The organism is Variovorax boronicumulans NBRC 103145, assembly GCF_001591345.1.
Classification (GTDB): domain Bacteria; phylum Pseudomonadota; class Gammaproteobacteria; order Burkholderiales; family Burkholderiaceae_C; genus Variovorax; species Variovorax boronicumulans.
In genome coordinates this window covers 1-25,437 of the sequence record NZ_BCUS01000092.1, presented here as the reverse complement: position 1 = coordinate 25,437, position 25,437 = coordinate 1, and the positions used below count along the sequence as shown (strand labels likewise).

21 protein-coding genes and 1 pseudogene are annotated in these 25,437 nt (G+C 65.4%); 16 read left to right on the top strand and 6 right to left on the bottom strand.

Features of this window, described 5'->3' with window-relative positions; all coding sequences use genetic code 11:
- A pseudogene (locus VBO01S_RS31945) lies at positions 1-4,074 on the bottom strand (ESPR-type extended signal peptide-containing protein); the annotation flags it as partial.
- A gap of 194 nt (positions 4,075-4,268) precedes the next feature.
- On the opposite strand from VBO01S_RS31945, the gene VBO01S_RS22840 reads away from it, so the two are divergent.
- Genes VBO01S_RS22840 through VBO01S_RS22830 form a run of 3 tightly spaced genes read left to right on the top strand, consistent with a single transcriptional unit; the run spans position 4,269 to position 6,739 of the window.
- A complete protein-coding gene (locus VBO01S_RS22840) occupies positions 4,269-4,709 on the top strand; it encodes a DUF4019 domain-containing protein (RefSeq protein WP_062479725.1) in 441 nt (146 codons plus the stop codon).
- Entirely contained in the window at positions 4,706-5,848 is a 1,143-nt protein-coding gene (locus VBO01S_RS22835; protein WP_062479723.1) for a DUF2827 domain-containing protein, read from the top strand. Before VBO01S_RS22840 ends, VBO01S_RS22835 begins: the two co-directional genes overlap by 4 nt.
- Positions 5,849-5,878: 30 nt before the next feature.
- Entirely contained in the window at positions 5,879-6,739 is an 861-nt protein-coding gene (locus VBO01S_RS22830; RefSeq protein WP_062479721.1) for a hypothetical protein, read from the top strand.
- Positions 6,740-6,826: 87 nt separating this feature from the next.
- Here VBO01S_RS22830 and VBO01S_RS22825 read toward each other — a convergent pair whose 3' ends face one another.
- The 5 genes from VBO01S_RS22825 to VBO01S_RS22805 form a co-directional block, all read right to left on the bottom strand.
- Positions 6,827-9,412, bottom strand: coding sequence for a bifunctional aconitate hydratase 2/2-methylisocitrate dehydratase (locus VBO01S_RS22825; protein ID WP_062479720.1), 2,586 nt, complete (start codon positions 9,410-9,412; stop codon positions 6,827-6,829).
- Between the two features lie 93 nt (positions 9,413-9,505).
- Entirely contained in the window at positions 9,506-10,063 is a 558-nt protein-coding gene (locus VBO01S_RS22820) for a hypothetical protein (protein ID WP_062479718.1), read from the bottom strand.
- Between the two features lie 23 nt (positions 10,064-10,086).
- Complete coding sequence (locus tag VBO01S_RS22815) at positions 10,087-11,100, bottom strand: HpcH/HpaI aldolase/citrate lyase family protein (RefSeq protein ID WP_062479716.1); 1,014 nt, start codon at positions 11,098-11,100, stop codon at positions 10,087-10,089.
- Positions 11,097-11,885, bottom strand: coding sequence for a trans-aconitate 2-methyltransferase (gene tam, locus VBO01S_RS22810; RefSeq protein WP_062479714.1), 789 nt, complete (start codon positions 11,883-11,885; stop codon positions 11,097-11,099). The genes VBO01S_RS22815 and tam overlap by 4 nt, the downstream gene beginning before the upstream one ends.
- 15 nt (positions 11,886-11,900) lie before the next feature.
- Positions 11,901-12,887: a malate dehydrogenase gene (locus tag VBO01S_RS22805; RefSeq protein ID WP_042578072.1), complete on the bottom strand. Its 987-nt coding sequence runs from the start codon at positions 12,885-12,887 to the stop codon at positions 11,901-11,903.
- A gap of 182 nt (positions 12,888-13,069) precedes the next feature.
- Here VBO01S_RS22805 and VBO01S_RS22800 point away from each other — a divergent pair, with 182 nt between their 5' ends.
- The 13 genes from VBO01S_RS22800 to VBO01S_RS22740 all read left to right on the top strand — a co-directional run.
- Positions 13,070-13,828: a GntR family transcriptional regulator gene (locus VBO01S_RS22800; protein WP_062479713.1), complete on the top strand. Its 759-nt coding sequence runs from the start codon at positions 13,070-13,072 to the stop codon at positions 13,826-13,828.
- Between the two features lie 234 nt (positions 13,829-14,062).
- Positions 14,063-14,509 (top strand): succinate dehydrogenase, cytochrome b556 subunit, encoded by a 447-nt coding sequence (gene sdhC, locus VBO01S_RS22795; protein ID WP_062479711.1) that lies wholly within the window; start codon positions 14,063-14,065, stop codon positions 14,507-14,509.
- Positions 14,510-14,522: 13 nt separating this feature from the next.
- Positions 14,523-14,888: a succinate dehydrogenase, hydrophobic membrane anchor protein gene (gene sdhD / locus VBO01S_RS22790; protein WP_062479708.1), complete on the top strand. Its 366-nt coding sequence runs from the start codon at positions 14,523-14,525 to the stop codon at positions 14,886-14,888.
- 6 nt (positions 14,889-14,894) lie between these two features.
- Entirely contained in the window at positions 14,895-16,703 is a 1,809-nt protein-coding gene (sdhA, locus tag VBO01S_RS22785) for a succinate dehydrogenase flavoprotein subunit (RefSeq protein WP_056572028.1), read from the top strand.
- A gap of 22 nt (positions 16,704-16,725) precedes the next feature.
- A complete protein-coding gene (locus tag VBO01S_RS22780) occupies positions 16,726-17,427 on the top strand; it encodes a succinate dehydrogenase iron-sulfur subunit (RefSeq protein ID WP_062479706.1) in 702 nt (233 codons plus the stop codon).
- Between the two features lie 24 nt (positions 17,428-17,451).
- Entirely contained in the window at positions 17,452-17,772 is a 321-nt protein-coding gene (locus VBO01S_RS22775; protein ID WP_062479704.1) for an FAD assembly factor SdhE, read from the top strand.
- A gap of 24 nt (positions 17,773-17,796) precedes the next feature.
- A complete protein-coding gene (gltA, locus tag VBO01S_RS22770) occupies positions 17,797-19,107 on the top strand; it encodes a citrate synthase (RefSeq protein WP_062479703.1) in 1,311 nt (436 codons plus the stop codon).
- Between the two features lie 180 nt (positions 19,108-19,287).
- A complete protein-coding gene (locus VBO01S_RS22765) occupies positions 19,288-20,241 on the top strand; it encodes a LysR family transcriptional regulator (protein WP_062479702.1) in 954 nt (317 codons plus the stop codon).
- A gap of 48 nt (positions 20,242-20,289) precedes the next feature.
- On the top strand, positions 20,290-21,711 hold the full coding sequence (leuC, locus tag VBO01S_RS22760) for a 3-isopropylmalate dehydratase large subunit (RefSeq protein WP_062479701.1): 1,422 nt from the start codon (positions 20,290-20,292) through the stop codon (positions 21,709-21,711).
- A 14-nt stretch (positions 21,712-21,725) separates the two neighbouring features.
- Entirely contained in the window at positions 21,726-22,376 is a 651-nt protein-coding gene (gene leuD / locus VBO01S_RS22755; protein ID WP_062479700.1) for a 3-isopropylmalate dehydratase small subunit, read from the top strand.
- Positions 22,377-22,419: 43 nt separating this feature from the next.
- The gene (gene leuB / locus VBO01S_RS22750; protein ID WP_062479698.1) at positions 22,420-23,508 is read left to right on the top strand and encodes a 3-isopropylmalate dehydrogenase; all 1,089 of its coding nucleotides are present in this window, start codon (positions 22,420-22,422) and stop codon (positions 23,506-23,508) included.
- A 90-nt stretch (positions 23,509-23,598) separates the two neighbouring features.
- Positions 23,599-24,744 (top strand): aspartate-semialdehyde dehydrogenase, encoded by a 1,146-nt coding sequence (asd, locus tag VBO01S_RS22745; protein ID WP_062479697.1) that lies wholly within the window; start codon positions 23,599-23,601, stop codon positions 24,742-24,744.
- Between the two features lie 167 nt (positions 24,745-24,911).
- Positions 24,912-25,437 (top strand): type IV pilus assembly protein FimV (locus tag VBO01S_RS22740; protein ID WP_370681612.1); only part of this gene is annotated, 526 nt, incomplete at its 3' end.

Genomic DNA, 25,437 nt, shown 5'->3' with positions numbered 1-25,437 from the left:
CGTGGAGGTCGAAAGGCTACTGACATTGCTGTTCGTCGTGCTCAGACCCGTGGACAGGCTGGAGATGCCGCTGGTCGCGGTGCTCAGACCAGACGACGTCGAGGTCGACAGACTGCTGACGTTGCTGTTGGTCGTGCTCAGGCCCGTCGACAAACTGGAGATGCCACTGGTCGCAGTGCTCAGACCGCTCGAGGTAGACGTCGACAAGCTATCGATGCTGCTCGTGGCCGTGCTCAGGCCCGACGACGTAGACGTCGAGAGGCTGTCGATACGACTATTGGTGGTGCTCAGACCCGAGGACGTCGAGGTCGACAGGCTGCTCACGTTGCTGTTCGTCGTGCTCAGGCCCGTCGACAAGCTCGAGATGCCGCTGGTCGCGGTGCTCAAACCGCTCGACGTAGACGTCGAGAGGCTGTCCAGGTTGCTGTTGGTGCTGCTCAGAGCCGTGGACAGGCTCGAGATACCGCTGGTTGCCGTACTCAGGCCCGACGACGTCGAAGTCGACAGGCTGCTGACGTTGCTGTTCGTGGTGCTCAGACCTGTGGACAGGCTGGAGATACCACTGGTCGCCGTGCTCAGGCCCGACGACGTAGATGTCGAGAGGCTGTCGATGCGGCTATTGGCCGTGCTCAGACCCGACGACGTCGAGGTCGACAAGCTGCCCACGTTGCTGTTCGTCGTGCTCAAGCCCGTCGACAGGCTCGAGATACCGCTGGTTGCAGTGCTCAGACCGCTCGAGGTGGAGGTCGAGAGGCTGTCGATGCTGCTCGTGGCCGTGCTCAGGCCGGACGACGTGGACGTCGACAGGCTGCCCACGTTGCTGTTGGTCGTGCTCAGACCTGTGGACAGGCTCGAAATGCCGCTGGCTGCAGTGCTTAGGCCCGACGACGTCGACGTCGACAAGCTGCTCACGTTGCTGTTCGTCGTGCTCAGGCTCGTCGACAGACTGTTGATGCCGCTCGTAGCGGTACTCAAACCGGACGACGTAGACGTCGACAAGCTGCTCACGTTGCTGTTCGTCGTGCTCAACCCCGTGGACAGGCTCGAGATACCACTGGTCGCAGTGCTCAGGCCGCTCGACGTGGACGTCGAGAGGCTATCGATGCGGCTGTTGGTCGTGCTCAGACCCGACGATGTCGAGGTCGACAAACTACCCACGTTGCTGTTCGTGGTGCTCAAGCCCGTGGACAGGCTGGAGATGCTGCTCGTGGCCGTGCTCAGGCCGGACGAGGTCGAAGTCGACAGGCTGCTGACGCTGCTGTTGGTCGTGCTCAAGCCCGTCGACAAGCTGGAGATGCCGCTGGTCGCGGTGCTCAGACCCGACGACGTGGAGGTCGACAAGCTGCTGACGTTGCTGTTCGTCGTGCTCAGACCCGTGGACAGGCTCGAGATTCCACTGGACGCAGTACTCAGGCCGCTCGACGTGGACGTCGAAAGGCTATCGATGCGGCTGTTGGTCGTGCTCAGGCCAGTCGACGTGGACGTTGACAGGCTGCCCACATTGCTGTTCGTCGTGCTCAAGCCCGTGGACAAGCTGGAGATGCTGCTCGTGGCCGTGCTCAGGCCGGACGAGGTCGAAGTTGACAGGCTGCTGACGCTGCTGTTGGTCGTGCTCAAGCCCGTCGACAAGCTGGAGATTCCGCTGGTCGCGGTGCTCAGACCCGACGACGTGGAGGTCGACAAGCTGCTGACGTTGCTGTTCGTCGTGCTCAAGCCCGTGGACAGGCTCGAGATTCCGCTGGTCGCCGTGCTCAGACCCGACGACGTCGAGGTCGACAGGCTGCTCACATTGCTATTCGTAGTGCTCAGACCTGTGGACAGGCTGGAGATGCCGCTCGTGGCCGTGCTCAAGCCAGACGACGTCGATGTCGACAGGCTGCTGACGTTGCTGTTCGTTGTGCTCAACCCCGTGGAGAGGCTGGAGATGCCACTGGTAGCAGTGCTCAGGCCAGACGACGTGGACGTCGAGAGGCTGTCGATGCGGCTGTTGGTCGTGCTCAGACCCGATGACGTGGAGGTCGACAGGCTGCCGACATTGCTGTTCGTTGTGCTCAGGCCAGTCGACAGACTGGAGATGCCACTGGTCGCCGTGCTCAGACCACTCGACGTCGATGTCGAAAGGCTGTCGATGCGGCTGCTGCTGGTGCTCAATCCGGACGACGTGGAGGTCGACAAGCTGCTGACGTTGCTGTTCGTGGTACTCAGGCCAGTCGACAGGCTGGAGATGCCGCTGGTCGCCGTGCTCAGACCGCTCGACGTCGATGTCGAAAGGCTGTCGATGCGGCTGCTGCTGGTGCTCAGTCCGGACGACGTAGAAGTCGACAGGCTACTGACGTTGCTGTTCGTGGTGCTCAGGCCAGTCGACAGGCTGGAGATGCCGCTGGTCGCCGTGCTCAAACCGGACGATGTCGAAGTCGACAGGCTGCTGACGTTGCTGTTGGTCGTGCTCAGGCCGCTTGAAGTCGACGTCGACAGGCTGTCGATGCGGCTGCTGCTGGTGCTCAGGCCCGACGATGTGGAGGTCGACAAGCTGCCGACGTTGCTGTTCGTGGTACTCAGACCTGTGGACAGGCTGGAGATCCCGCTCGTCGCTGTGCTGAGGCCCGACGACGTCGACGTCGACAGGCTGTCGATGCGGCTGTTGGTCGTGCTGAGGCCAGTCGACGTGGAAGTCGAAAGACTGCCGACGTTGCTGTTCGTGGTGCTCAGCCCGGTCGACAGGCTCGAGATGCTGCTTGTGGCCGTGCTCAGTCCCGACGACGTCGAAGTCGACAGGCTGTTGATGCGACTGCTCGCCGTGCTCAGGCCCGACGATGTGGAGGTCGACAGGCTGGCGACGTTGCTGTTCGTGGTGCTCAGGCCCGTCGACAAGCTGGAAATGCCGCTGGTCGCCGTACTCAACCCGCTCGACGTGGAAGTCGACAGGCTGTCCAGTTCGCTGTTCACCGTACTCAAGCCCGTGGACAGGCTGGAGATGCCGCTGGTCGCCGTGCTCAAACCGGTCGATGTGGACGTCGAGAGGCTGTTGAGGCGGCTGTTGGTCGTGCTCAGGCCGGACGATGTGGACGTCGACAGGCTGGAAATCCCGCTGGTCGCAGTGCTCAGCCCCGTGGAAGTCGAGGTCGACAGCGACCCCACCGCGCTGGCAACGGAAAACAATTGGCTGCCGTTGATCGCATCGGTTGAGGTGGAGGTCACGCGACCTGCCGCCACGTTGGTGATTTGGCGCTCGCCCCCCACCGACCCAACGCTCACCACGCTGCTCGGCGTAGCGCCGGCAAACCCGCCCAGCACAACCCCATTGACCGTCGCACTGGCAGTCGGGACCGCTGCGGCAGTCACGCTGTTGCTGCCAAGTGCGACGCTGTTGTCGTTGCCGGCGCTGGCTCCCGTGCCGATCGCCACGGCGTTGGCGCCGGCGCTCTTCGCGCCACCATCCACCGTCACACTGCCGCCGATGGCCACGCTGTTCGTGCCGCCGGCATTTGTTGCTCGACCGATGGCCACGGCCTGCTCGCCCGACGCGGCAGAGCCACCGTTGCCCGTTCCGTCCCCGCCCCCTATCGCAACCGATGAGGTCCCGGTGGCCTTGGCATCGTTGCCCAAGGCGTAGGCGCCCTTGGCAAAAGCTTTGGCGCCAGAGCCGATTGCCGTCGCGCTGTGAAAGGTCGCCTGCGCGTTATTGCCAACCGCCAAGGCGTACGACCCTGAGGCGATGGCTGAGCCCGACGAACCATTGCCAATCGCGATGGCGTCGGTGCCGCCAGCGGACCCCCCCCCCGCAGAATAGGCGGCCTGCGCCCCCAACGAAACAGCCATCAGCGACGCCGCAGCAACTGCCACCCTCACCAGCTTCGAACCGCTCTTCTTCCCCCGCGCCGAAGTGATTTCAGACGCCGCAACCCAGGCCCCCAGGGCTTCATTCCAGATACTTCGGTAAGACTTGTTCATATTCTTCGAGCTCGGTTCGCAGAGGGCGGGCGCGGTATCAACGGCGGAGGAAGGCAACGACCGCCCGCGGTTCGTCGCCCCAGCCAGGGTCGTAGTTACCCTGACGTTCACAATGGACGCGGTAATGTACGCAGCCGTTTACATTTGCAGCCATTTCGGTCTACCGGAAACCGTGAAATGATGATTTAGTTCACAAACTTTCACGATTGGCGACAAATCCGGGTGCGGCGATGTCGCTGTGGAACGTCGATCCGAACGCCCCGCCTAGAATCGCCGCCGCTGTCTGTCACAGCGGTTTTCCTCACAAAAGGTGTCCAATGAAGCCGTTTCTCCCCCGTTTCCTGGCCGCATGCACGCTGGCCCTGGCCAGTTCCTGCGCCCTGGCACAGGACGGCAATTCCGCCGACGAACTCATCCAGGCGGGCCTCAGCAGCCTCAAGCAGATCGACGAAAACCGGGCGGGAGAGATCTGGGATACCGCGTCGGCGTTTGTGAAGACTCGCTTTCCCAAGGCCGAATTCGTTGCCAACACGCAACGCTCGCGCCAGACCGTGGGCGTCGTGGCCCGCCGCGACTGGGCCAGCGTGACCCGCATCCGCTACCTGGACGACAGCACCGGCATCCCAGCAGGCCTGTACGCCAACGTCGACTTCGCCACCCGCCTGACCAACGACAAGACGGTCTTCGAAAAAGTCAGCTTCCGCCTCGAACCCAACGGCTGGCGCCTGACCGGCTACATCCCCCGCGAAAACCAATGACCACCGCCTCGGGTGCCGGCCTGCGCATCGGCATCACGATCGGCCTCCACCACGAGGCCGAGACCCTCTGGAACAACGGCATCAAGCAGAACGCCGTGTTCCTGGCAGAGGCGCTGAAGCACTGCCCGAGCGTCGCCTCGGTGGTGCTGGTCAACACCACCGCCACCCCCATCACCCCCGCCCTGCCCTGGGACCAGGCCCGCTGGCCGACCGTGACCTTCGAGGCGGCCAAGGACAGCGTGGACGTGCTGATCGAACTGGGCGGCCAGATCGACGGCGACCAGACCGACCACCTCAAGCGCCGCGGCGCGCGGCTGGTGTCGTACTGCTGCGGCTTCGAGTACGTGCACGCGATGGAGTCGATGCTGTTCGGCAAGCCGCTGTGGGGCCGCAACCTGTTCATCAACCAGCGCTACGACGACATCTGGATGGTTCCGCAGGTGGCCCACATCAGCCAGCCGTACTTCGAGGTGCTGCGCCGCGCCGAGGCGCGCGCCGTGCCCTTCGTCTGGAGCCCGGTGTTCCTGCAAGAGCGCGCCCGCGCCCTGCCCGACGGCGGCGCGTACCAGCCGCGCAGCGGGCCGCGGCGGCTCAGCGTGATGGAGCCGAACATCAACGTGGTGAAGTTCTGCGTCTACCCCATCCTGATCGCCGAGCTGGCCTACCGCGCCCGCCCCGACGCGATCGGGCTGCTGCAGGTCACGAACGTGGAGCGCATGGCCAAGGACAGCATGGAGTTCATCACGCTGATGAACCAGCTCGACCTGGTGCGCCAGCACAAGGCGGTCTTCCTGGGTCGACACGAGACCCCGGTGTTCCTGGCGCAGAACACCGACATCGTGGTCTCCCACCAATGGGAGAACCCGCTCAACTACTTCTACCTCGAGACCTGCTGGCAGGGCTATCCACTGGTGCACAACGCCCACCTGTGCGCGGACCTGGGCTACTACTACGCAGAAAACGACGTGGCCGCCGGCAGCGCCCGCGTGCTCGAAGCCATCGACGGGCACGACGCCCAGGCCCAGGCCTACCGCGACCGGCAACGCGCACTCATCGGGCGCTACCTGCCCGGCGACGCAGTGGCCACGCAAACCTACGACACCCTGCTGCAGGGCCTGATGCAGCGCCCTGCCCGCTAGCCAGACCCTCGCCCCACGGAGCCCCCTCGCATGCTCGATCCGTCCGAACTCCGGCACTTCTACCCCGTGATCGTGACGCCGAGCCACGACGGCAAGTTCTTCCAGAACTACGTGGCGTCGCTGCTGAACTTCACCATCAATGCCGAGCGCGCCGGCATGAAGATGCAGGTGCTGATGCACCAGGGCGAGAGCCTGGTCACGCGTGCACGCAACAACTGCGTGGCCCAGTTCCTGGCCAACACGGAGTGGACGCACCTGTTCTGGATCGACGCGGACATCGGCTTCTCGGCCGAGGCGGCGTTCCGCCTGCTGCTGTCGGGCTACGACATCGCTGCCGGCGTCTACCCGCTCAAGCGCGAAGACTGGCCAGCCGGCGGCGTGGCGGCCGGCACCACGCAGCAGCAGTTCGAGGCCGCGTTCACGCGCTACACGGTCAATGCCAAGGCCGAAGAAGGCGCGTCGCAGATCGAGCTCGAGGTGCAGCCCGACGGCTTCATGAAGATGACCGAGGCCCCCACGGGCTTCATGGCGATCCAGCGCGGCGTGTTCGAACGGCTCATGGCCGCCTACCCCGAGCTGCAGTACGTGCCCGACAGCATCGGCGAAGCCGACCGCGGGCTGCACTACCGCTTCTTCGACGTGATGGTCGACCCGGTCACGCGGCGCTACCTGTCGGAAGACTACGGCTTCTGCCGGCTGTGGTCGGGGCTGGGCGAGTCGATCCACATCGATGCCAATTCGAACCTGACCCACCAGGGTGCCAAGCTGTACCGCGGCGATTTCGCCCATTCGCTGCAGGCCTCGCTGCCCTACGCGGTGGGCGGCCCCGCCGGGATGGCGATGGTGCTGAAGGGCCAAGAGCACCTGAAGCCGAATCCGCCGCCGGGCTGACACCGGCAGCGAGCGCCCACGAAAAAGCCCCGCCGAAGCGGGGCTTTTTCATGGGGCTGGCGAATCGCTCGCCGGCTGCAACGACCCTCAGGCCGTGACCGTGTCCGCCACGCCCTTGTAGTCCTCGATCTTGTCGAAGTTCAGGTACTGGTAGATCTGCGCGCTGGACGCATCGATCACGCCCGTGGCGGCCATGTACTCCTCGCGGGTCGGGATGCGGCCCAGGCGCGAGCAGATGGCGGCCAGTTCGGCCGAGCCCAGGTACACGTTGGTGTTCTTGCCCAGGCGGTTCGGGAAGTTGCGGGTGCTGGTCGACATCACCGTCGCGCCTTCGCGCACCTGTGCCTGGTTGCCCATGCACAGCGAGCAGCCCGGCATTTCGGTGCGCGCGCCGGCGTTGCCGAACACGCCGTAGTGGCCTTCCTCGGTGAGCTGCTGCGCGTCCATCTTGGTCGGCGGTGCGATCCACAGCTTGACCGGGATGTCGCGCTTGCCTTCGAGCAGCTTCGACGCGGCGCGGAAGTGGCCGATGTTGGTCATGCACGAACCGATGAACACTTCGTCGATGGTGGCACCGGCCACGTCGCTCAGCGTCTTCACGTCGTCCGGGTCGTTCGGGCAGGCCACGATGGGTTCGTGGATCTCGGCCAGGTCGATCTCGATCACGGCGGCGTATTCGGCGTCGGCATCACCCTTGAGCAGCTGCGGGTCCTTGAGCCAGGCTTCCTGCGCGGCGATGCGGCGTGCCAGCGTGCGGGCGTCGGCGTAGCCTTCGGCAATCATCCACTTCATCAGCGTGATGTTGCTGTTGATGTACTCCTGGATCGGTTCCTTGTTCAGGTGCACCGTGCAGCCAGCGGCCGAGCGTTCGGCCGAGGCGTCGCTCAGCTCGAAGGCTTGCTCCACCTTCAGGTCGGGCAGGCCTTCGATCTCGAGGATGCGGCCCGAGAAGATGTTCTTCTTGCCTTGCTTGGCCACCGTCAGCAGACCCGACTTGATGGCGTACAGCGGAATGGCGTTGACCAGGTCACGCAGCGTGACGCCGGGCTGCATCTTGCCCTTGAAGCGCACGAGCACCGATTCGGGCATGTCCAGCGGCATCACGCCGGTGGCGGCCGCGAAGGCCACGAGGCCGGAGCCCGCGGGGAAGCTGATGCCGATGGGGAAGCGGGTGTGGCTGTCGCCGCCCGTGCCCACGGTGTCGGGCGTCAGCAGGCGGTTGAGCCAGCTGTGGATCACGCCGTCGCCCGGACGCAGCGACACGCCGCCGCGGTTGGCCATGAACTCGGGCAGTTCGTGGTGCATCTTGACGTCGACCTTCTTCGGGTACGCCGCCGTGTGGCAGAACGACTGCATGACGAGGTCGGCCGAGAAGCCCAGGCAGGCCAGGTCCTTCAGTTCGTCGCGGGTCATCGGGCCGGTGGTGTCCTGCGAGCCGACCGAGGTCATCTTGGGTTCGCAGTACGTGCCCGGGCGCACGCCCTGGCCTTCGGGCAGGCCGCAGGCGCGGCCGACCATCTTCTGTGCAAGCGAGAAGCCCTTCTTGGTGTCGACCGGGCTTTGCGGCAGGCGGAACAGCGTCGAGACGGGCAGGCCCAGCGCCTCGCGCGCCTTGGCCGTGAGGCCGCGGCCGATGATCAGCGGAATGCGGCCGCCGGCGCGCACTTCGTCGAACAGCACATCGCTCTTGACCTGGAATTCGGCGATGACCTGGCCGTCCTTCAGGGCCTTGCCTTCATAGGGACGCAGCTCGACCACGTCGCCCATGTTCATCTGCGTCACGTCGAGCTCGATGGGCAGTGCGCCCGAGTCTTCCATCGTGTTGTAGAAGATGGGAGCGATCTTGCCGCCGAGGCAGACGCCGCCGAAACGCTTGTTCGGCACGAAGGGAATGTCTTCGCCGGTGAACCACAGCACCGAGTTGGTGGCGCTCTTGCGCGACGAACCCGTGCCGACCACGTCGCCGGCGTAGGCCACGAGGTGGCCGCGCGCGCGCAGGTCTTCGATGAACTTCACCGGGCCGCGCTTGCCGTCTTCTTCAGGGACGATGCCGGGGCGGGCGTTCTTGTGCATCGCCAGGGCGTGCATCGGAATGTCGGGACGCGTGGTGGCGTCGGGGGCGGGCGACAGGTCGTCGGTGTTGATTTCGCCGGCCACCTTGAAGATGCTGACGGTGATGCTCTGCGGCACTTCGGGGCGGCTGGTGAACCACTCGGCATCGGCCCAGCTTTGCAGCACGCCCTTGGCGTGGGCGTTGCCCTTGTCGGCCTTTTCCTTGACGTCGTGGAACTGGTCGAACATCAGCAAGGTCTTCTTCAGGCCTTCGGCTGCCACGGCGCCGACTTCGGCGTCGTCCAGCAGGTCGATCATGGGGCTGATGTTGTAGCCGCCGAGCATGGTGCCGAGCAGTTCAGTGGCGCGAGCGCGCGTGATGAACGCGTTCTTCTCGGTGCCGTGGGCCACGGCCGCGAGGTAGCTCGCCTTGACCTTGGCGGCGTCGTCGACGCCGGCGGGCACACGGTAGGTGAGCAGGTCCAGCAGGAAGGCGCCGTCCTTGGCATTCGCGCTCTTCAGGAGCTCGATCGCTTCGGCGGTCTGCTTCGCGCTCAAGGGCAGCGGCGGGATACCGAGCGCGGCGCGTTCGGCAACATGATCAACGTAGGCTTGCAACATCTTCTTTTCTCCGGAAACTAGGCTATCGGGTGTGCGCAGCGGTCTCTAGCGGCCAAGCAAGAGCCGCGCCGCACCCCGGGTTCGGTGCTCTTCTTACTTCTTGGCTGCGTCGGCACCTTCGAAAAGGGCCTTCGGCGGGTTCTTCTTCATCTCGTCGGCAAAGGCGACCTGGGCGGCGGTCTGGCATTCGTCGGCGATGCGCAGGCCGGCCTTCTGGTTCATCAGCATCGACTTGTTGCCCAGCTGGAGCCACATGGCGCCGGCACGCGGGTCTTCGAGGCGGATGGCGCCGGTGCGGCTTTCGACCGGGTGCATGCGGTACTTCAGGCCCTTGGTGGTCACGGTGAAGAAGCCGGGCTTCTTCTCGTCGGGCGTGACGGTCACGTCGGCGCCGAGTTCGCACTGGGCCTTGCCGATGGACACGCGTTGCGCCACGGCCAGGTCGGACTCGGACAGCACGATGTTGGTGTCGTCGGCGATCGGCGTGACCTCTTCGACAGCCTTGGCCGCCTTGCGGGTCACCTGGCGCTTCGGCGGGGTCTTCTTGGCTTCGGCCTTGGCCGCGGCCGGCTTGGTGGCGGTGGCGTTCTGGGCCACGGCGGCGAAAGGCAGGGCCAGCGCAACGGCGGCGATCAGTGCAATTTTCTTCATGAGCGGGGTTCCTTCAGGCTGATTCAGTGGGTTTCAGGAGACCGCGATGCAAACCAGGCTTTCGCCTCGGAGGGCAACGCGCGCCCTGTTGCGTGGGCGCGCGTCAGGACCTGCCAGAAGTGGCGGTAGCTCGCGCGGTCGTGCAATGTGCCATCAATTTGTGTCGGTGCCCAATCCGCGTCTGCGGCTTTTGTAATGATTTTTGTGGCAATTTGAATCTGCGCCTCGTCGGGCGCGAAGGCCTCGAGGATCGGCCGGATCTGGTTCGGGTGGATGCTCCACATGCGCGTGTAGCCGAATTCGGTGGCCGCCTTGCGGGCCGCCAAGCGCATCGCATCGGTGTCGTTGAACTCGGTGACCACGCAATGCGAAGGCACCTTGCCGTAGGCATGTGCCGCCGAGGCCAGTGCCAGCTTGGCGCGCACGACCAGCGGGTGGCTGAACTGCCCCGCCGCGCCCATGCCGTCGGCGGGAATGGCGCCGGCATGCGCCGACACGAAATCCATGAGGCCGAAGCTCAGCGACTGCACGCGCGGATGCGCGGCAATTTCGAAGGCGTTGTGCACCGCCAGCGGCGATTCGATGAGCACGTGCAGCGGCAACGCGGCGGCATCGGCCGCGTCGAGCGCGGCAACAGCCTGACACACATCGGCCACGGATTCGACCTTGGGCACCATGAGGTGGCTCAGCCGCTGGCCGGCGCGTCCGGCGATGGTGACCACGTCGCCCGCGAAGGCCGGGTGATCGACCGGGTGCACGCGCACGCCGACGCGCATGCCGGGCTGGGCAGCCAGCGCCAGCTCGGTGACGAGCGCGGCATGCTCCGCCTCGCCGCCGACCGGGGCGCCGTCTTCGCAGTCGAGGGTGACGTCGAACACGCAGGCGCCGAACTCCTGCGCCATCTCGGCCTGGAGTGCGAGGCTCTTCTTCATGCGGGCTTCGACGCCGCTGTAGTGGTCGCACACCGGCAGGGTCACGGCGCCGGCCTGTGCGCCGAGCAGCACGTCCGCGGGATGGGCGACGTTCTTGGTGGTCATGCGTCTTTTTTCTTGTGCGCCACGATGAACATGCGCGGGAAGGCGAGCAGGCGCTTGCCGTCGGTGCGCACCGGATAGGCCTCGTCCACCCTGCGTTCGTATTCGGCGAGGTAGCTCGCCTGCAGGTCGGGCGGCAGGCGGTCGACAAAGGGCTTCAGGCCCGTGCCGCGCACCCATTCGACGATGGCCGCGGCGTTGGCCATCGGGTGCTGGTAGATGGTGTGCCAGACATCGACATGGGCCGCACGCGCGGCCAAGAGGTCGTAGTAGCCGCCCAGCGGCAGCAGCAAGGTGCGCAGCTTGTCGGCGTCGCCGATGGGCTCGGCCCAGGGCGCTTCGGCCGCCACCGCGCGCATCAGGCGGTGCGTGGGCTCCTGGCGGTTGTCGGGCATCTGGACGGCGAGCACGCCGCCCGGGGCCAGCGCGTCGAACAGGCGGGGGATCAGCGTCTCGTGATCCGGCACCCATTGCAGGGACGCATTGGCGTAAATGAGATCGGGCGCTTCTGTTTCACGCGGCGCCCAGGTCGCGATGTCGCTCAACTCGAAGCGCGCCGCCGGCAGGCGCTCGCGCGCGCTGACCAGCATGGCTTCGGAGTTGTCGGTGCCCGTGACCTGCGCCGTCGGGAACCGATGTGCCAGCAGCTCGGTGGAATTGCCCGGTCCGCATCCGAGGTCGACCACGCGGGCGGCCTCGGCAAGCGGGACCCGCGCCAGGAGTTCCTGTGCGGGCCGGGTGCGCTCGTCCTCGTAGCGACGGTAGAGCGCGGGGTTCCAGTCGAGCATGCGGGCGGGCTTGCTTTACAGCAGGTGGGCAACGCCTGCGCGTTCGCCTTCGAGCTCTTCGAGCGTCTTGTTGATGCGTTCCTGGCTGAATGCATCGATCTCGAGGCCTTCGACCAGCTTGTACTCACCGTTTTCGCAGGTGACCGGGAAGCCGAACATCACGTCCTTCGGAATGCCGTACTGGCCGTCCGACGGGATGCCCATCGTGACCCACTTGCCGTTGGTGCCCAGGGCCCAGTCGCGCATGTGGTCGATGGCGGCGTTGGCAGCCGAGGCAGCCGACGACAGGCCGCGCGCTTCGATGATGGCCGCGCCGCGCTTGCCGACGGTCGGCAGGAAGGTGTTGGCGTTCCATTCCTGGTCGTTGATCATCTTGGCGACGCTTTCGCCGTTGATGGTCGCAAAGCGGTAGTCGGCGTACATCGTGGGCGAGTGGTTGCCCCAGACGGTGAGCTTCTCGATGTCGGCCACGGCCTTGCCGGTCTTGGCGGCGATCTGGCTGGCAGCGCGGTTGTGGTCCAGGCGCAGCATGGCGGTGAAGTTCTTGCGCGGCAGGTCGGGTGCCGACTTCATGGCGATGTAGGCGTTGGTGTTGGCGGGGTTGCCGACGACCAGCACCTTCACGTTGCGCGAAGCGACAGCATTCAGTGCCTTGCCCTGTGCCGTGAAGATGGCGCCGTTGACGGCCAGCAGCTCGGCACGTTCCATGCCGGGGCCACGGGGGCGCGAACCGACCAGCAGGGCGTAGTCGGCGTCCTTGAAGGCAGTCATCGGGTCGCCGTGGGCTTCCATGCCGGCCAGCAGCGGGAAGGCGCAGTCGTCGAGCTCCATCATCACGCCCTTGAGCGCCTTCTGGGCCTTCTCGTCGGGGATTTCGAGCAGTTGCAGGATGACCGGCTGGTCTTTGCCGAGCATTTCGCCGGAAGCGATACGGAACAACAGGGCGTAACCGATTTGACCGGCGGCACCGGTAACGGCAACGCGGACAGGCTTTTTGCTCATGGGAAGACTCCAGAAGGTGGTGAAACGGGTTAGCGCTCTCGTGGGGCGCCGCGGTCCAGCGGGGGGGAAGCTTTCCCGCGGCGCGGGACCGGGCCGCATTTTAAGCCGATTCGACAAAGGCCGTCTTATGTCTTATATAAGATATCCTCTGGGGGTCCGCCACGGCGCACCCCACCGCTGCCATGAACACGCCCTCCACCCTCGACGAGCCCACGACGCCGTCCTTCAGTCCGCTCTACCAGCAGATCAAGACCCTGATCCTGCAGAGCCTGCAGGCCGGCGAGTGGAAGCCGGGCGAGCCCATCCCCAGCGAGATGGACCTGGCGGTGCGCTACCGCGTGAGCCAGGGCACGGTGCGCAAGGCGATCGACGAGCTGGCGGCCGAAAACCTGGTGGTGCGCCGCCAGGGCAAAGGCACCTTCGTGGCCACGCATGCCGAGCAGCATGTGCAGTACCGTTTTCTCAAGCTGGTGCCCGACGCCGGCAGCCCGAGCGCCGAAGGTCCGGCCGAGCGCACCATCGTCGACTGCAAGCGCCTGCGCGCCTCGGCCGACGTGGCGCGCGCGCTGAGCCTGCGCACCGGCGACGCCGTGCTGCAGGTGCGCCGCGTGCTCGCTTACGCCGGCGTGCCGACCATTCTCGAAGACCTCTGGCTGCCCGGCGCGCCCTTCAAGGGCCTCACGGCCGACCGGCTGCGCGCCTGGCCGGGCCCGATGTACGCGATGTTCGAAACCGAGTTCGGCGTGCGCATGGTGCGCGCCGAAGAAAAGATCCGCGCCGTGCTGCCCGATGCCGAACAGGCGCAGTTGCTCGACGTGCCGCTGCAGATGCCGCTCTTGAGCGTGGAGCGCGTGGCGCACACGTACCACGACATGCCGATGGAACTGCGCCGCGGCCTGTACCGCACCGACACCCACCACTACCGCAACCAGCTGGGCTGATCCGATGGCGCCGAAGAACCTCGCCCGCGCGGGCACAAACGCGCACACTCAGCCCGCGCAACGCAACCTCAATCCCCGAGCATCCGACTGCCGCAGTGCGTTGACTCCTGTGCGTCCGATGCGCGATGGTGCATTGCAATAGAATTTTGCGTTGTTTGCATTCCGCAGAAGAAACAAAAGCGTTCGCTCTCAGAACAAGCCAACAAGTCACAAAGCCACGAAAGCCATCTCCCTATGACAGAGCTTGCAACTCCCCCCCGGCCGCCGCGTCGCGAATTCCGGAACATCAACGCCTTCACCGATCTCACGACCTACCGGCTGCCGCCGGCTGGCATCGTGTCGATCCTGCACCGCGTGAGCGGTGTGCTGATGTTCCTGCTGATGCCCTTCATCATCTGGATGTTCGACACCTCGCTGTCATCTGACTATTCGTTCGCGAAATTCAAGTCTGCTTTCAACATCGGCGTCGGCTTCGCTCCGGGATGGTTCTTCAAGCTCGTCGCACTGGCGCTCATCTGGGCCTACCTGCACCACTTCATCGCCGGCCTGCGTCACCTCTGGATGGACGTGAGCCACTCCGCCGTGACGAAGGAATTCGGTCACAGCTCGGCCATGTTCACGCTGGGCGCAAGCATCATCCTCACGCTGGCGCTTGGCGCCAAGCTGTTCGGCCTGTACTGAGAAGGAGCCACCCATGTCTGTGAATTACGGCTCCAAGCGCATCGTCGTCGGCGCGCACTACGGTCTGCGCGACTGGCTCAGCCAGCGCATCACCGGCGCCCTGATGGCGCTGTTCACGATCATCCTGCTCGCACAGCTGATCTTCTCGCGCGGCCCCATCGGTTACGACCTGTGGGCCGGCATCTTCGCCGCACAGTGGATGAAGGTCCTGACCTTCTCCGTGATCGTTGCCCTGCTCTATCACGTGTGGGTCGGCATGCGCGACGTGTGGATGGACTACGTCCAGCCTGTCGCCATCCGTCTCGTGCTGCAAGTTTTCACCATCGTCTGGCTTGTCGGTTGTGCGGGTTGGGCCATTCAAGTGCTTTGGAAGATCTGACCCACCATGACCTACACAAAAGAAAACATCACCAAGCGCAAGTTCGACGTCGTGATCGTCGGTGCCGGCGGCTCCGGCATGCGCGCCTCGCTGCAACTCGCCCGTGCCGGCCTCAACGTGGCCGTGCTCTCCAAGGTGTTCCCGACCCGTTCGCACACCGTCGCTGCCCAGGGCGGCGTGGGCGCCTCGCTCGGCAACATGAGCGAGGACAACTGGCACTACCACTTCTACGACACGATCAAGGGTTCCGACTGGCTCGGCGACCAGGACGCGATCGAGTTCATGTGCCGTGAAGCCCCGAAGGTCGTGTACGAGCTCGAGCACTTCGGCATGCCCTTCGACCGCAACCCCGACGGCACGATCTACCAGCGTCCGTTCGGCGGCCACACGGCCAACTACGGCGAGAAGGCCGTGCAGCGCGCCTGCGCCGCGGCCGACCGCACCGGCCACGCGATGCTGCACACGCTCTACCAGAAGAACGTGGAAGCCCGCACCCAGTTCTTCGTCGAATGGATGGCGCTGGACCTGATCCGCGACGACGAAGGCGATGTGGTCGGCGTCACGGCCCTCGAAATGGAAACCGGCGACCTGCACATCCTGCAGGCCAAGACCGTGCTGCTGGCCACCGGCGGCGCAGGCCGCATCTTCGGTGCATCCACCAACGCGTTCATCAACACCGGCGACGGCCTGGGCATGGCCGCACGTTCGGGCATCCCGCTGCAGGACATGGAGTTCTGGCAGTTCCACCCCACCGGCGTGGCCGGCGCGGGCGTGCTGCTGACCGAAGGCTGCCGCGGCGAAGGCGCCATCCTGCTGAACAGCAACGGCGAACGCTTCATGGAGCGCTATGCGCCCACCCTGAAGGACCTGGCCCCGCGCGACTTCGTCTCGCGCTCGATGGACCAGGAAATCAAGGAAGGCCGTGGCTGTGGTCCCAACAAGGACTACATCCACATGAAGCTGGACCACCTGGGTGCCGACACCATCCACAAGCGGTTGCCGTCGGTCTACGAGATCGGCATCAACTTCGCCAACGTCGACGTCACCAAGGAACCGATTCCCGTGGTACCCACCATCCACTACCAGATGGGCGGCATCCCGACGAACATCAACGGCCAGGTCGTCATCCAGAAGGGTGAAGACAACAGCGCCGTGGTGAACGGCCTGTACGCGGTGGGCGAATGCTCCTGCGTGAGCGTGCACGGCGCCAACCGCCTGGGCACCAACTCGCTGCTCGACCTGCTGGTGTTCGGCCGCGCGGCCGGCAACCACATCGTCGAGTTCAACGACAAGCTCAAGGAACACAAGGAACTGCCCAAGGATGCGGCCGACCGCACCCTGCAGCGCCTGAACGAACTCGAAGCCTCCACCGGCGGCGAGTACGCCCAGGACGTGGCCGGCGAGATCCGCGCCGTCATGCAGCAGCACGCCGCCGTGTTCCGCAAGCAGGCCTCGATGGACGAAGGCGTGGTCAAGATCGCCGCCGTGCGCGAGCGCGTCAAGTCGATCGGCCTGAAGGACAAGTCCAAGGTGTTCAACACCGCCCGCATCGAAGCACTGGAAGTCGACAACCTGATCGAAGTGGCACAGGCCACCATGGTCTCGGCCGCCGCCCGCAAGGAATGCCGCGGCGCCCACACGGTGGAAGACTACGAGCGTCCCGCGGACGACCCGGTCGCACCGCTGGGCCGCGACGACGCCAACTGGATGAAGCACACGCTCTGGTACAGCGCGGACAACCGCCTCTCGTACAAGCCCGTCAAGCTGCAGCCGCTGACGGTGGCATCCGTGCCGCCCAAGGTCCGCACGTTCTAAGAATATTTACAAGGTCCATACGATGAAGCGCACATTCCAGATCTACCGCTACGACCCGGACAAGGACGCCAAGCCCTACATGCAGACGGTCGAGGTCGAACTCGACGGCCACGAACGCATGCTGCTGGACGCCTTGATGAAGCTCAAGGCGCAGGATCCCACGCTGTCGTTCCGCCGCTCGTGCCGCGAAGGCGTCTGCGGCTCCGACGCGATGAACATCAACGGCAAGAACGGTCTGGCCTGCCTGACCAACATGAACACGCTCAAGGGCACCGTCGTGCTCAAGCCGCTGCCGGGCCTGCCCGTCATCCGCGACCTGATCGTCGACATGACCCAGTTCTTCAAGCAGTACAACTCGATCAAGCCGTACCTGCAGAACGACACCGTGCCGCCCGAGAAGGAGCGCCTGCAGTCGCCCGAAGAGCGTGAAGAGCTCGACGGCCTGTACGAGTGCATCCTGTGCGCGAGCTGCTCCACGAGCTGCCCGAGCTTCTGGTGGAACCCCGACAAGTTCGTCGGCCCGGCCGGCCTGCTGCAGGCCTACCGCTTCATCGCCGACAGCCGCGACGAAGCCACCGCCGAGCGCCTGGACAACCTGGAAGACCCGTACCGCCTGTTCCGCTGCCACACGATCATGAACTGCGTGGACGTGTGCCCGAAGAGCCTGAACCCGACCAAGGCCATCGGCAAGATCAAGGAACTGATGGTGCGTCGCGCCATCTGACGGTTTTTCCGAGAAGCCTTACTTATGTCGACCCCCGCCAACGCCCCCGATACGCTGCTCGGCGAACGCGCGCTGAGCAAGCTCAAGTGGCGTTGCCGGCGCGGCCTGCTGGAGAACGACCTGTTCATCGCCCGCTTCTTCGAGCGGCACGAATCCCACATGACCGTCGGTCAAGCGGGAGCGATGGAGACATTGATGGACCTGTCGGACAACGACCTCCTCGACCTGCTGCTGTGCAGAAAGGAGCCCGAGCCCGCATGGGCCGGGGCCGAGGTGGTCGCATTGCTGCAGCTGATGCGTACCGACGGCGCTCAGCGTCCTGCCATTTTTTCTCCTTCGTCCTGAATCCACCTCTGAAAGTAAACCGAAATGAAAGCATCCGATACCAAGGCCACGCTGTCGTTCAGCAATGGCGGCGACAACGTCGAACTGCCGATCTACAAGGGCACCATCGGGCCCGACGTGATCGACATCCGCAAGCTGTATGCACAGACCGGCATGTTCACGTACGACCCGGGCTTCATGTCGACCGCCGCCTGCCAGTCGGCCATCACCTACATCGACGGTGACAAGGGCGAGCTGCTGTACCGCGGCTACCCCATCGAGCAGCTCGCGACCAACTGCGACTTCATGGAAACCTGCCACCTGCTGCTGTACGGCGAGCTGCCGGACGCAGGCAAGAAGGCCAGCTTCACCAAGCTCGTGACGAACCACACGATGGTCAACGAGCAGATGCAGTTCTTCCTGCGCGGCTTCCGCCGTGATGCCCATCCGATGGCCATCATGACCGGCCTCGTGGGTGCTCTGTCGGCCTTCTATCACGACAGCACGGACATCAACAATCCCGAGCACCGCGAGATCGCCGCGATCCGCCTGATCGCGAAGATGCCCACGCTCGTGGCCATGGCCTACAAGTACACCGTCGGCCAGCCGTACATGTACCCGAAGAACGAACTGAGCTATGCAGGCAACTTCCTGCACATGATGTTCGCCACGCCGTGCGAAGAGTACAAGGTGAACCCGGTGCTCGAGCGCGCGCTCGACCGCATCTTCATCCTGCACGCCGACCACGAGCAGAACGCCTCGACCTCGACGGTGCGCCTGTGCGGCTCGTCGGGCACCAACCCCTTCGCGGCCATTGCAGCCGGCGTGGCCTGCCTGTGGGGCCCGGCCCACGGCGGTGCCAACGAAGCGGCGCTGAACATGCTGTACGACATCCAGCGCGAAGGCGGCGTGGAAAAGATCGGCGAGTTCATCAAGAAGGTCAAGGACAAGAACTCGAACGTCAAGCTGATGGGCTTCGGCCATCGCGTGTACAAGAACTACGACCCGCGCGCCAAGCTGATGCAGGAAACCTGCAACGAAGTGCTGACCGAGCTGGGCCTGGAAAACGACCCGCTGTTCAAGCTCGCCAAGGAACTCGAAAAGATCGCCCTGGAAGACGAGTACTTCGTGTCGCGCAAGCTGTACCCGAACGTCGACTTCTACTCGGGCATCGTGCAGCGCGCCATCGGCATCCCCGTGCCGCTGTTCACCGCGATCTTCGCGCTGGCCCGCACGGTCGGCTGGATCGCCCAGCTGAACGAAATGATCGGCGACCCCGAGTACAAGATCGGCCGCCCACGCCAGCTGTTCGAAGGCTCGCCCAAGCGTGACGTGAAGCCGATCTCGGCCCGCTGATCGACCGGCTGCGGAACCTCCGCCCCCTGAAAAAGCTGCCTCCGGGCAGCTTTTTTATTGCCCGTTCGGCATGACCCTCCTCGCCAGCCGGCAGCGAGGTCATCGCGCATCGCGATGGCAATGGCTTCAAAACAGGAAGAAAATAGCCAACTCATCGCCAATCGCGATGCCCAAGCCCCCATGAGCACGTCCGAACGCAACTTTGCCCGCCGCATCGACCTCACGTCGTTGCAGCTGTTCGTGGCCGTGTGCGAGCTGGGCAGTATCGGTCGCGCGGCGGAGCGCGAGTTCATCGCGGCCTCGGCCGTGAGCAAGCGGCTGTCCGACCTGGAGGCCACGCTCGGCACCGCCCTGCTCTACCGCCATGCGCGCGGCGTCGACCTCACGCCGGCCGGCGAGAGCCTGCTGCACCACGCCCGCTCGGTGCTCTACAGCCTCGAGAAGATGCAGGGCGAGCTCAGCGAATACGCCGACGGCGTGCGCGGCCACGTGCGGGTGCACGCCAACATCTCGGCCATCGTGCAGTTCCTGCCGGAAGACCTGGGCGTGTTCTCGCGCGCGCACGAAGCCATCAAAATCGACCTCGAGGAGCACCTGAGCAGCGAAGTGATCCGCGCGGTGCAAGAGGGCGCGGCCGACCTCGGCGTGTGCCACGTGGCCGGCGGCGCGGGCGAGTTGCAGAGCCTTTCCTACCGGCACGACCACCTCGCACTGATCGTTCCCGAGGGGCACGCGCTGGCCGCGCACGAAGCGATCGATTTCGTCGACTCGCTGGCCTTCGACCACGTGGGCCTGCACACCAACAGCTCGATCTACGTGGCGATGCACGAAGCGGCGCTGAGCGCCGGCCGCAGCGTGAAGCTGCGCATCCACGTCACGGGCCTGGACGCCATGTGCCGGATGATCGACAACGGCCTGGGCATCGGCGTGATGCCACAGCGCGCCTTCGAACTCATGCACAACGGCATCGGCCGCGGCCTCGTGAGCGTGATGCTCAACGACGCCTGGGCGGCGCGCGAGATCCGGCTGGTGGCGCGCGACTTCTCCACCCTGCCGGTGGCGGCGCGCACGCTGGTGAACCACCTGCACGCGGCGGCCGACTCGGCCGACGCCACCGAACGACTCGCGGCCTAGACCGCGTCGACAGACAATCCATTTCCCCACGAAAGACAAGAGACCGACATGGCACGCACGCTCTACGACAAGATCTGGGACGAACACGTCGTCCACACCGAGGAAGACGGCACCGCGATCCTCTACATCGACCGCCACCTGGTGCACGAGGTGACCAGCCCGCAAGCCTTCGAAGGCCTGCGCGAAGCCGGCCGCAAGCTGTGGCGCATCAGCTCGGTGGTGGCCACCGCCGACCACAACACGCCGACCACCGGCTGGGAACGCGGCTACGAAGGCATTGCCGACCCGACCAGCAAGGAACAGGTCACCACGCTGGACCACAACATCGCCGAGTTCGGCGCCGCCGCGTTCTTCCCGTTCCTGAGCAAGCGCCAGGGCATCGTGCACGTGATCGGCCCGGAAAGCGGCGCGACGCTGCCGGGCATGACGGTGGTCTGCGGCGACTCGCACACCTCCACGCACGGTGCGTTCGGCGCGCTGGCGCACGGCATCGGCACCAGCGAGGTCGAGCACGTGATGGCCACGCAGACGCTGCTGGGCAAGAAGGCCAAGAACATGCTCGTGAAGGTCGAAGGCAAGCTGCCCCTGGGCTGCACGGCCAAGGACATCGTGCTGGCCATCATCGGCAAGATCGGCACCGCCGGCGGCACGGGCTACACGATCGAATTCGCAGGCTCGGCGATTCGCGACCTGAGCATGGAAGGCCGCATGACGGTCTGCAACATGGCCATCGAAGCCGGCGCGCGTGCCGGGCTGGTGGCGGTCGACGAAAAGACCATCAGCTACGTGAAGGGCCGCCCGCTCGCGCCCACCGGCGTCGAATGGGACCAGGCCGTGAGCTACTGGCGCACGCTGCAGTCCGACCCCGGCGCGACCTTCGACGCCGTGGTCGAGCTCGACGCCGCGCAGATCCCGCCGCAGGTCACCTGGGGCACCTCGCCCGAGATGGTGGTCGACATCAACGGCCGCGTGCCCGATCCCGACAAGGAAAAAGACGCGAGCAAGCGCGGCGCCATCGAGCGCGCGCTGGTCTACATGGGCCTGGAGCCCAACAAGGCCATGAACGACATCTTCATCGACAAGGTGTTCATCGGCTCGTGCACGAACAGCCGCATCGAGGACATGCGCGAAGCCGCCGCCGTGGTGAAGAAGCTGGGCCAGAAGGTCGCGAAGAACGTGAAGCTCGCGATGGTCGTGCCCGGCTCGGGCGTGGTGAAGGAACAGGCCGAGCGCGAAGGGCTCGATGTGATCTTCAAGGCCGCCGGCTTCGAATGGCGCGAGCCCGGCTGCTCGATGTGCCTGGCGATGAACGCCGACCGCCTCGAGCCCGGCGAGCGCTGCGCATCGACCAGCAACCGCAACTTCGAAGGCCGCCAGGGCGCGGGTGGCCGCACCCATCTCGTGAGCCCCGCGATGGCCGCCGCCGCAGCCGTGCACGGCCACTTCGTCGATGTGCGCACCTTCGCCTGATCAGGAGACATCACATGCAGAAATTCACCGTGCACAAGGGCCTCGTGGCCCCCATGGACCGCGAGAACGTCGACACCGACGCGATCATTCCCAAGCAGTTCCTCAAGTCGATCAAGAAGACCGGCTTCGGCGTGAACCTGTTCGACGAGTGGCGCTACCTGGACGCCGGCTTTCCGGGCCAGGACCCGGCCAGCCGCAAGCCGAACCCCGACTTCGTGCTGAACCAGCCGCGCTACGCCGGCGCCTCGGTGCTGCTGGCGCGCAAGAACTTCGGCTGCGGCTCGTCGCGCGAACACGCGCCGTGGGCGCTCGACCAGTACGGCTTTCGCGCCATCATTGCGCCGAGCTACGCCGACATCTTCTTCAACAACAGCTTCAAGAACGGCCTGCTGCCGATCGTGCTGCCCGAGTCGCAGGTCTCGCAGCTGTTCGACGAAGCCTTCGCCTTCCCGGGCTATACGCTGACCATCGACCTGGAACGCCAGGTGGTCGTGAAGCCCGACGGCCAGGAGTTCGCGTTCGACGTGCAGGCCTTCCGCAAGTACTGCCTGATCAACGGGCTGGACGACATCGGCCTGACGCTGCGCCACAAGGACAAGATCAAGGCCTTCGAGACCGAGCGCCTGGCGCAGAAGCCCTGGCTCGCGCACACGATGATCTCGTGATCGGCGGCCTTTCCGTTTTCAAGAAAAAACCTCAGACCAACTTATGAAAATCGCAGTTCTCCCGGGTGACGGCATCGGCACCGAAATCGTGGCGGAAGCCGTCAGGGTGCTCGAAGTCCTCGACCTGAAGTTCGAGATGGAATCAGCCCTGGTCGGCGGTGCGGCCTACGAGGCGCACGGCCACCCGCTGCCCGAATCGACGCTCAAGCTCGCCAAGGACGCCGACGCGGTGCTGTTCGGCGCCGTCGGCGACTGGAAGTACGACAAGCTCGACCGCCCGCTGCGGCCCGAGCAGGCCATCCTGGGGCTGCGCAAGAACCTGGGCCTGTTCGCCAACTTCCGCCCGGCCATCTGCTACGAGCAGCTGGTGGGCGCCTCGAGCCTGAAGCCCGAGCTGATCGCGGGCCTGGACATCCTCATCATCCGCGAGCTGACCGGCGACATCTACTTCGGCCAGCCGCGCGGACGCCGCATCGCCACCGACGGCCACTTCCCCGGCGCCGAAGAGGCCTTCGACACGATGCGCTACTCGCGCCCCGAGGTCGAGCGCATCGCCCGCGTCGCCTTCGAGGCGGCCCGCAAGCGCAGCAAGCGCGTGACCAGCGTGGACAAGGCCAACGTGCTGGAGACCTTCCAGTTCTGGAAGGACATCGTGACCGAGGTCGGCAAGGAGTACCCGGACGTCGAACTCGACCACATGTACGTCGACAACGCGGCCATGCAGCTCGTGAAGGCGCCCAAGAAGTTCGACGTGGTCGTCACCGGCAACATGTTCGGCGACATCCTCTCGGACGAGGCCGCGATGCTCACCGGCTCCATCGGCATGCTGCCCTCGGCCTCGCTCAATGCGAGCAACCAGGGCCTGTACGAGCCCAGCCACGGCAGCGCGCCCGACATTGCTGGCAAAGGGGTTGCCAATCCTTTGGCTACAATCCTGTCCGCTGCCATGATGCTCCGCTTCTCCCTCAACCAGCCCGAAGCTGCCGACCGTATCGAGTCGGCGGTCAAGCACGTGCTCGCCTCCGGGCTGCGCACGGGCGACATCTGGTCCGAAGGCACGAAGCGCGTCGGCACCCGCGAAATGGGCGACGCGGTCGTAGCAGCCATCACCAAAAAGACGATTACCGGCTAACCGCAGCCCGCTTCGTCACGCCCTCCCCCGGCCGACGAGTCGGGGGCAAAAAAGACTGATTTTTTCTTTCTTCACTAAGGGCAAACTGAAATGGCGAACGCATCCAAGCAACCTCTGGTCGGCCTCGTGGGCTGGCGCGGCATGGTCGGCTCGGTCCTCATGGACCGCATGCAGGCCGAAGGCGACTTCGGCCTCATCGAGCCGGTCTTCTTCTCGACCTCGAACGCGGGCGGCAAGGCCCCGGCGATGGCCAAGAACGAAACCACGCTCAAGGATGCGAACGACATCGAGGCACTGAAGAAGTGCGACATCGTCATCACCTGCCAGGGCGGCGACTACACCAGCGAGGTCTTCCCCAAGCTGCGCGCCGCCGGCTGGAACGGCCACTGGATCGACGCGGCCTCCACGCTGCGCATGAACGATGACGCGATCATCGTGCTCGACCCCGTCAACCTGCCCGTGATCCAGAACGCGCTCGCCAAGGGCGGCAAGAACTGGGTCGGCGGCAACTGCACCGTCAGCTGCATGCTCATGGGCGTGGGCGCCCTCTACAAGGCCGGCCTGGTCGAGTGGATGACCAGCATGACCTACCAGGCGGCCTCGGGCGGCGGCGCGCAGCACATGCGCGAACTGCTGACCCAGTTCGGCACGCTGAACGCCGAAGTGCGCGCGCTGCTCGACGACCCGAAGTCGGCCATCCTCGAGATCGACCGCAAGGTGCTGCACAAGCAGCAGAACCTGAGCGCCTCCGAAATCGCCAACTTCGGCGCCCCGCTGGGCGGCTCGCTGATCCCCTGGATCGACAAGGACCTGGGCGACGGCATGTCCAAGGAAGAGTGGAAGGGCGGCGCCGAGACCAACAAGATCCTCGGCCAGGGCGCGGGCTTCGGCACCGCCGCCACGCCGGTGGACGGCTTCTGCGTGCGCATCGGCGCGATGCGCTGCCACAGCCAGGCCCTGACCTTCAAGCTCAAGAAGGACGTGCCGGTGGCCGACATCGAAGCGATGATCGCCGCCGACAACCCCTGGGCCAAGGTCGTGCCGAACACGCGCGAAGCCACCGTGAAGGACCTGACGCCAGTCGCCGTGACGGGCACCATGGATATCCCGGTCGGCCGCATCCGCAAGCTGGCGATGGGCCCCGAGTACGTCGGCGCCTTCACCATCGGCGACCAGCTGCTGTGGGGCGCGGCCGAACCGCTGCGCCGCATGCTGCGCATCCTGCTCGAAGCCTGATGCGGGCAGCTCAGGGCCTTGAAATACAAAAATGTTGCCGAAAGGCAACACAGGATGTCATCGGAAGTATGCGCGCACTGGGTAGATCAGGCGCATTGCCTTGTCAGTGCATGTTGATGATGCTAACGTCCTCTTACAAATTCAGGGCCTGAGCCGCCCCTATCAGCATGACAAGACATCTGTTGCCCGCGGCCCGCCCTTCGGCCGCCCGCCCCGCCCTGCCGTCGAATGGCTGGCGCCTTTCCATCCTGGGTGCCGCTGCGGCCCTGACGCTGGGACTGGCCAGCGCCGACGCCAGCGCCTTCGCGCTGGGACCGCTGCGGGTGCAGTCGGCACTGGGCGAACCGCTGCGCGCCGAGATCGATGTCACCGAAATGGCCGCCAACGAGGCGGAAGGCCTGAAGATCAACATCGCCACGGCCGAAGCCTTCAAGAACGCAGGCATCCCGTACAACGCGGCCCTCGGCGACGTGAAAGCCACGCTGCAGCGCCGCGCCGGCGGCCAGTACGTGGTGCGCCTGGCCGGCAACCGCCCGCTCAACGACCCCTTCATCGACCTGCTGCTCGAAGCCAATGGCGCCTCGGGCCGCATCGTGCGCGACTACACCGTGCTGCTCGATCCGCCGGCCACGCGCCAGGCGGCAGCCGCACCAGTGACGCCCATCGCGCCGCAGATCGCCACGCCGGTCGAGC

Bases quoted from the DNA above. Each gene is read 5' to 3' on its own strand.
- VBO01S_RS22840 (WP_062479725.1), top strand. From the start codon at position 4,269: ATGAAGCCGTTTCTCCCCCGTTTCCTGGCCGCATGCACGCTGGCCCTG.
- VBO01S_RS22835 (WP_062479723.1), top strand. From the start codon at position 4,706: ATGACCACCGCCTCGGGTGCCGGCCTGCGCATCGGCATCACGATCGGC.
- VBO01S_RS22830 (WP_062479721.1), top strand. From the start codon at position 5,879: ATGCTCGATCCGTCCGAACTCCGGCACTTCTACCCCGTGATCGTGACG.
- VBO01S_RS22825 (WP_062479720.1), bottom strand. From the start codon at position 9,412: ATGTTGCAAGCCTACGTTGATCATGTTGCCGAACGCGCCGCGCTCGGT.
- VBO01S_RS22820 (WP_062479718.1), bottom strand. From the start codon at position 10,063: ATGAAGAAAATTGCACTGATCGCCGCCGTTGCGCTGGCCCTGCCTTTC.
- VBO01S_RS22815 (WP_062479716.1), bottom strand. From the start codon at position 11,100: ATGACCACCAAGAACGTCGCCCATCCCGCGGACGTGCTGCTCGGCGCA.
- tam (WP_062479714.1), bottom strand. From the start codon at position 11,885: ATGCTCGACTGGAACCCCGCGCTCTACCGTCGCTACGAGGACGAGCGC.
- VBO01S_RS22805 (WP_042578072.1), bottom strand. From the start codon at position 12,887: ATGAGCAAAAAGCCTGTCCGCGTTGCCGTTACCGGTGCCGCCGGTCAA.
- VBO01S_RS22800 (WP_062479713.1), top strand. From the start codon at position 13,070: ATGAACACGCCCTCCACCCTCGACGAGCCCACGACGCCGTCCTTCAGT.
- sdhC (WP_062479711.1), top strand. From the start codon at position 14,063: ATGACAGAGCTTGCAACTCCCCCCCGGCCGCCGCGTCGCGAATTCCGG.
- sdhD (WP_062479708.1), top strand. From the start codon at position 14,523: ATGTCTGTGAATTACGGCTCCAAGCGCATCGTCGTCGGCGCGCACTAC.
- sdhA (WP_056572028.1), top strand. From the start codon at position 14,895: ATGACCTACACAAAAGAAAACATCACCAAGCGCAAGTTCGACGTCGTG.
- VBO01S_RS22780 (WP_062479706.1), top strand. From the start codon at position 16,726: ATGAAGCGCACATTCCAGATCTACCGCTACGACCCGGACAAGGACGCC.
- VBO01S_RS22775 (WP_062479704.1), top strand. From the start codon at position 17,452: ATGTCGACCCCCGCCAACGCCCCCGATACGCTGCTCGGCGAACGCGCG.
- gltA (WP_062479703.1), top strand. From the start codon at position 17,797: ATGAAAGCATCCGATACCAAGGCCACGCTGTCGTTCAGCAATGGCGGC.
- VBO01S_RS22765 (WP_062479702.1), top strand. From the start codon at position 19,288: ATGAGCACGTCCGAACGCAACTTTGCCCGCCGCATCGACCTCACGTCG.
- leuC (WP_062479701.1), top strand. From the start codon at position 20,290: ATGGCACGCACGCTCTACGACAAGATCTGGGACGAACACGTCGTCCAC.
- leuD (WP_062479700.1), top strand. From the start codon at position 21,726: ATGCAGAAATTCACCGTGCACAAGGGCCTCGTGGCCCCCATGGACCGC.
- leuB (WP_062479698.1), top strand. From the start codon at position 22,420: ATGAAAATCGCAGTTCTCCCGGGTGACGGCATCGGCACCGAAATCGTG.
- asd (WP_062479697.1), top strand. From the start codon at position 23,599: ATGGCGAACGCATCCAAGCAACCTCTGGTCGGCCTCGTGGGCTGGCGC.